The organism is Peribacillus sp. P4_D6 (assembly GCF_056401795.1).
On the sequence record NZ_JBFUIQ010000190.1, the window covers coordinates 1 to 5,322 of the forward strand.

The 5,322-nt window shown below is 43.0% G+C and carries 6 protein-coding genes and 1 pseudogene; all 7 read left to right on the forward strand.

Annotated features, from left to right (window positions below; genetic code table 11):
- On the forward strand, window positions 1–193 hold a 193-nt coding region (locus tag AC1DVB_RS25000; RefSeq protein WP_477591464.1), incomplete at its 5' end, for an NfeD family protein.
- A gap of 56 nt (window positions 194–249) precedes the next feature.
- Complete coding sequence (floA, locus tag AC1DVB_RS25005; protein ID WP_370023731.1) at window positions 250–1,233, forward strand: flotillin-like protein FloA; 984 nt, start codon at window positions 250–252, stop codon at window positions 1,231–1,233.
- 22 nt (window positions 1,234–1,255) lie between these two features.
- The gene (locus AC1DVB_RS25010; RefSeq protein ID WP_477591466.1) at window positions 1,256–1,750 is read left to right on the forward strand and encodes a hypothetical protein; all 495 of its coding nucleotides are present in this window, start codon (window positions 1,256–1,258) and stop codon (window positions 1,748–1,750) included.
- A gap of 124 nt (window positions 1,751–1,874) precedes the next feature.
- Entirely contained in the window at window positions 1,875–2,159 is a 285-nt protein-coding gene (gene yqfC / locus AC1DVB_RS25015; protein WP_034308511.1) for a sporulation protein YqfC, read from the forward strand.
- A gap of 15 nt (window positions 2,160–2,174) precedes the next feature.
- The gene (yqfD, locus tag AC1DVB_RS25020; protein WP_098865763.1) at window positions 2,175–3,362 is read left to right on the forward strand and encodes a sporulation protein YqfD; all 1,188 of its coding nucleotides are present in this window, start codon (window positions 2,175–2,177) and stop codon (window positions 3,360–3,362) included.
- A 3-nt stretch (window positions 3,363–3,365) separates the two neighbouring features.
- A complete protein-coding gene (locus AC1DVB_RS25025) occupies window positions 3,366–4,328 on the forward strand; it encodes a PhoH family protein (RefSeq protein ID WP_477591468.1) in 963 nt (320 codons plus the stop codon).
- Between the two features lie 189 nt (window positions 4,329–4,517).
- Window positions 4,518–5,322, forward strand: a pseudogene (locus AC1DVB_RS25030) (hypothetical protein); the annotation flags it as partial.

Consider the following 5,322-nt stretch of genomic DNA (forward strand, 5'->3'; position numbering starts at 1 on the left):
GAATCGTTTGGATTTATTAGGTGCAGAAGGGAAGGCCCTAACAGATTTGAGGCCTTCAGGAACAGCTTTGGTCAAAGAAGAAAGAGTGGATGTCGTGACCGAAGGGAGCTTTATTTCCAAAGGTTCGACAATCATTATCGTTAAAGTTGAAGGATCAAGGGTAGTCGTCCGGGAAATTCCGGATTCAAATTAAAATTAAAGGATACAGGAAGGATGAATCATTAAGTGATAACTTCAGGAACGGTATTTATTGTACTGGCAGTGATTGCTGCTATCATCGTATTGGCAGTGTTTTTCACATTCGTACCAGTCATGTTATGGATTTCCGCTTTAGCGGCAGGAGTCAAAATCAGTATATTTACATTAGTTGGGATGAGGCTTCGCCGTGTTATACCAAGCAGGGTCGTCAATCCCCTTATCAAGGCCCACAAGGCTGGAATCAATGTTTCGACGAATCAATTGGAGAGCCATTACCTTGCAGGCGGTAATGTCGATCGAGTGGTGAATGCATTAATTGCTGCAGAACGCGCCAATATCACGTTACCTTTCGAACGGGGTGCAGCCATTGACCTTGCCGGTCGTGATGTACTGCAAGCCGTTCAAATGAGCGTTAACCCGAAAGTGATCGAAACTCCATTCATCTCAGGTGTGGCGATGAATGGTATTGAAGTGAAAGCGAAGGCAAGGATCACGGTCCGGGCCAATATTGAACGCCTGGTCGGTGGTGCCGGTGAAGAGACGATCATTGCCCGTGTAGGGGAAGGGATCGTATCGACGATCGGTGCTTCGCAAATGCATACGGATGTACTGGAACATCCCGATTTGATTTCAAGAACGGTTTTATCGAAAGGGTTGGATTCAGGGACGGCATTCGAAATTCTTTCCATTGATATTGCTGAAGTGGATATCGGTAAAAATATCGGGGCCATATTACAGACGGACCAAGCCGAAGCCGATAAGAAAATAGCCCAGGCAAAGGCCGAAGAACGACGTGCGATGGCTGTTGCACTTGAACAGGAAATGGTTGCCCGTGTTCAGGAAATGAGAGCGAAGGTTGTTCAATCCGAAGCGGAAGTTCCGCTTGCCATGGCCGATGCACTGAAAAGCGGAAACCTTGGAGTGATGGATTATATGAATATCCAAAATATTACGGCCGATACGGATATGCGCGGTTCCATCAGTAAAATATCCGAAAATCCAAAAGATAACAACAATAACCATAATAATAATTAGGTCAGGGAAGGAAGGTCTTTAAATGGGAGATTTTATTGATTTCTTTCTCAAGAACCCATTCCTTATCATTGTCTTGATYGGTATTTTAACGTCCATGTTAGGAAAGAAAAAACAGCCTCAAGATCCTAACACCCCTCCGAAAAAGAAATGGCAGGAGGTCATGCAGGAGCTTCAAGGTGAAATGCAGCAAGGGAATCAGCAGCAAAGACCTGCACCTGCTCCCGTAAGGAAAGTCGAACAGCAGGCAGCACAGGCTGCAGAAGTGATCGATGAGACGACGAACGAAGCGAACCAAAGGATTGCGGAGCTTAGACGGATACAGCAGAAGTACGATAAAGAGCGTTTGTATCAAAAAGCGAAGGCAGATCAACTCACTTCAACGATTGCTGATAATAACAGTCCGGTCTATCGCAAAGGACCGTCTTTTGGCAAAAAGCAGCTGATTGATGGCATCATCATGTCAGAAGTGCTGGGACCGCCAAGGGCGAAGAGAAGTCTTCAAAGGTCCAGAAGGTGATTCGGAACCCCGGGCTTTTTTAGACCTTCATTGAATGAGGAAAAAATAGACTTTCATTCACTTATAATTTTGTGCTAGAACCCTCTTTCATTTCATACATTGAGATGAAAGGGGGTTCTTTTTTATGGCACGCAATTGGGGAAAAAAAGTGAAACAGCTTATGACCAAAACAATGGACCTTCCGCAAGATGTCATGATGGACCTGCCGCGAATTACAATGATCGGACAATTACATATTTATATTGAAAACCATCGTGGCTTATTGGCTTTTACAGACAGCGAAGTACGATTGATGCTGAAAAATGGGCAGTTGCTGATAAAGGGAAATGCCTTTGTCATAAAGACGATTTTGCCGGAAGAAATCATGCTCGAAGGCAAAATTGACAAGGTTTATTTTATCAATGAATGATCCCGGGAGGTCTCCATGAAAAACCAATGGACAAACTATTATACAGGCTATGTAAAGGTGAAGGCTTATGGAAAAGGTGCAGAACGGTTAATTAATATGCTGACGAGAAGGGGGCTTCATATCTGGGATGTGAAGCGTGTCGGAAGTGAAGCCCTGATTTTCCATATGGATATCAGGGATATCCCCAAACTACGTCAGGTCATGCGTAAGAGTGATTGTAAAGTAAAGTTCATGCAGGGAAAGGGTTTCCCTTTCCTGATGAAGAGAGTCATGAAAAACAGCGGGTTTTTAGCGGGGATGATCGCTTTCCTGCTATGTATATTTGTACTTTCCAATATGGTATGGGGCATCGAGGTTCAAGATGCCAAACCGGCAACCGAGCATGCCATCCGGAAAGAATTGGACAAGATGGGCGTGAAGATCGGTAAAGTGCAATTCTTTGTTGATGATGTGGATACGATTCAGCGTAAGCTGTCGGACCGGATCGGTGCATTGACATGGGTAGGGGTCGAGCTAAAGGGAACGACATATCATTTTCGGGTTGTGGAAAAACGGCAGCCTAAAGAGGTCGAGAAAACATCTCCACAGAATTTGGTAGCATCAAAAAAAGCGATCATCGCTGATATGTTCGTTGAAAAAGGACAATCTATTGTTAATGTGAATGATTATGTAGGAAAAGGACAACTTCTTGTTTCAGGATTGATTGGTAAAGAGGATAAACATGAAATTGTATCCGCAAAGGGAGTAATAAAAGGGAAAACGTGGTATAAAGCGAAAGTGGAAGTTCCGTTAAAAACCAAGTTTTCTGTTTTTAACGGAGATGAAACGAGCAAGCACTTTTTGAAAATGGGGGGCTTTTCCCTTCCGGTATGGGGCTTCAAGGATCCGGGATATGAAAAACAGGAAAAGGAAACGACAGTGAGGCCTTTTCACTTTCTTCAATGGGAGCTGCCGATTTCTTATAAACAAGTGACCTTAAGGAGCAAGGAAGATATTGTACGAAGCTATACGGAGAAAGAAGCGGTGGAGGAAGGCAGGAAAATGGCCAAAGCGGAATTAAAAAAACATTTAGACGAGGAAGATGAAATCGTCGAAGAAAAAATTTTGCACGAAAGCATGGAGAATGGTAAAGTTAAATTGTCTATACATTACCAAGTTATTGAAGATATAGCGATTGGACAGCCAATCATTCAAGGAGACTAACGAATGGCAGATGATGTGAAAGTAATTAAGCTCGAAATCGAATCACCCAATGAAGCGATCGCGTTATTGGGCAATGGAGATTCAAATGTAAAAGTGCTCGAAGAGGAACTTGGCATTTCCGTCATAACCCGAGGTGAAGCGGTGAGTGTTGCCGGGGATATCGAGCGGGTAACGATGGGGGAGGAAATCCTCAAGGCATTATTGACTGTAGTCAGAAAAGGAATTGCAATCAGTTCCAGAGATGTGCTTTATGCAATTGAATTGGCAAGAAAAGGCACATTGGAGTATTTCGGTGAATTATATGATGAGGAAATCGCTAAAACGGCTAAGGGGAAATCCATTAAAGTCAAAACAATCGGGCAGAGATACTATATTCAGGCAATAAAGAAACAGGATCTTGTATTTGGAATTGGGCCTGCCGGAACCGGGAAGACCTATCTTGCTGTAGTGATGGCCATCAATGCTTTGAAAAATGGACATGTTAAACGGATCATCCTGACACGGCCTGCCGTCGAAGCAGGGGAGAGCCTAGGTTTCCTGCCTGGTGATCTGAAGGAAAAGGTAGATCCTTATCTAAGACCGCTGTATGACGCTCTCCATGACCTCCTGGGGATGGAACAGACGCAAAGGATGATAGAGCGCGGAACAATCGAAATAGCTCCCCTGGCTTATATGAGGGGTCGTACGCTTGAAGATGCCTTTGTCATATTGGATGAAGCCCAGAATACGACGGAAGCCCAAATGAAGATGTTCTTGACCAGGCTTGGTTTCGGATCGAAAATGGTCATTACGGGGGACCGGACCCAGATTGACCTTCCAAAAGGCATGAAGTCAGGTCTTGTCCGGGTAGAAGAGATATTGAAGAGTGTTAAAGGCCTTTCCTTTGTTTATTTTGAACAAAGTGATGTAGTAAGGCATCCGCTTGTCGCTAAAATCATTACTGCTTACGAGCAGGCGAAGTCATAAGAAAAAATCCGCCATTTCAATCGGCGGATTTTTCGTGATGTGTCTAAATGACGAACTTTATGGTGGAAAAGTGGATATGAAATGACAGAACCTTTACATTTATCAATACGAAGGTGAAAATTCATATGAAAACTGTTATGATTTTACATATCTAGAATAATAAACATCATTTTTTTAGGAGGACCTTCCTTGAATCGTATCCAGAAATTTTTCACTCAAATAAAAGGGCTGTTGGTCCATCGTTTTTTTCAAGTGCTTTTGTTCATCATACTTGGTTTGTTTGCGTATGGTTTAATGTTCTCCAATGTGAAGCCGGAAAGGGTTCAGGTAGAGCTTTTTAAGCCTGCGGAACAAACGATCCGATCAACCAAGACTGTGGAAGATACCTATAAGACGGAACAGGAAAAAGAAGAGATTTCAAAACAGGTGGCGGATGTTTATTCTTTAAAAAAAGAATATGCCAAAAATAAAGTCGATCTGATTTCATCCATTTTCGATTCAGCGATTGAGGTGAATAAAGAAACGGACCCCGATGAAGATCATAAAGAAGATGAGGATAAAAAAGAKACCGTAAAGACGGATGCTCAAAAAGTTTCGATATTAAAAGAAAAATTGACTGATGAAGTGAATAAAAATATCGAGGAATCCGTTTTCCTAGCATTAGTGCAGGCGGATGAAGATGAGTTGAAAATAGCGAAGGATTCGACCATTACGGCAGTGAATAATGTGATGAGCTCCCGAATCGCTGCAAGTGACGTCGAAAATGCCAAGAAAAAGGTTGTAGAGGAATTGGGTTATATGAGCATTAGTGGCGATATGAAAAAAGCCTCCACTTCCCTTGCGCGTACGGCAATCATTCAGAATGTATTTTTCGATAAGGACAAAACCGAGGAACAGCGAAGGAAAGCGGTTGAAAGCGTGGAGCCGATCAGGATCCTTCAAGGCCAGATCATCGTTGAAGAAAATCAGTTAGTGGACAGGGATGTATATAGGC

Coding starts and splice junctions, on each gene's coding strand:
- yqfC (WP_034308511.1), top strand. CDS start 1,875: ATGGCACGCAATTGGGGAAAAAAAGTGAAACAGCTTATGACCAAAACA.
- yqfD (WP_098865763.1), top strand. CDS start 2,175: ATGAAAAACCAATGGACAAACTATTATACAGGCTATGTAAAGGTGAAG.
- AC1DVB_RS25025 (WP_477591468.1), top strand. CDS start 3,366: ATGGCAGATGATGTGAAAGTAATTAAGCTCGAAATCGAATCACCCAAT.